The sequence below is a fragment of the Variovorax sp. 10L426 genome, from assembly GCF_056395305.1.
In genome coordinates this window covers 1-409 of sequence record NZ_JBFTJF010000111.1, presented here as the reverse complement: position 1 = coordinate 409, position 409 = coordinate 1, and the positions used below count along the sequence as shown (strand labels likewise).

Genomic DNA, 409 nt, shown 5'->3' with positions numbered 1-409 from the left:
CCAGATCGGGCAGGCAGCACCAGACCATCGCATAGCCGGCAGTGCCGTGTTCGTCATGCGGCAGCAGCGCGAGCGGCCCTTCCTCGGTGAAGCGCTCCCAAGCCCAGCCTCGCCGCGGTTGCGTACACGTCACATGGCCGATGATGGCCGTCTGCTGGTAGTCGCGCCGCCGGGAGGTTTCGGCGCTGCGCGCCAGCCGCTGCGTGCGCTGGTGGAACAGTCCGCCTTCGGCCTGCACGGCGAGGCGCGCCGTGACCGCCATGGGCAGCCCGACCTGATCGGCATGCGAGGTGCCGGTCAGCCGCACCAGCGCGGCATCTTCCTGCCGCTCGGCCTTGGTGTCCTGCGCGATGTCGTCGATGCGCGTCTCGAACTGGCGCGCCAGGCGGCCCGGCGCGGCGTCCGCGGC

At 72.1% G+C, this 409-nt stretch carries 1 pseudogene; it reads right to left on the bottom strand.

The window, feature by feature from the left end:
• A pseudogene (locus AC1DHL_RS30005) lies at positions 1 to 409 on the bottom strand (UbiH/UbiF/VisC/COQ6 family ubiquinone biosynthesis hydroxylase); the annotation flags it as partial.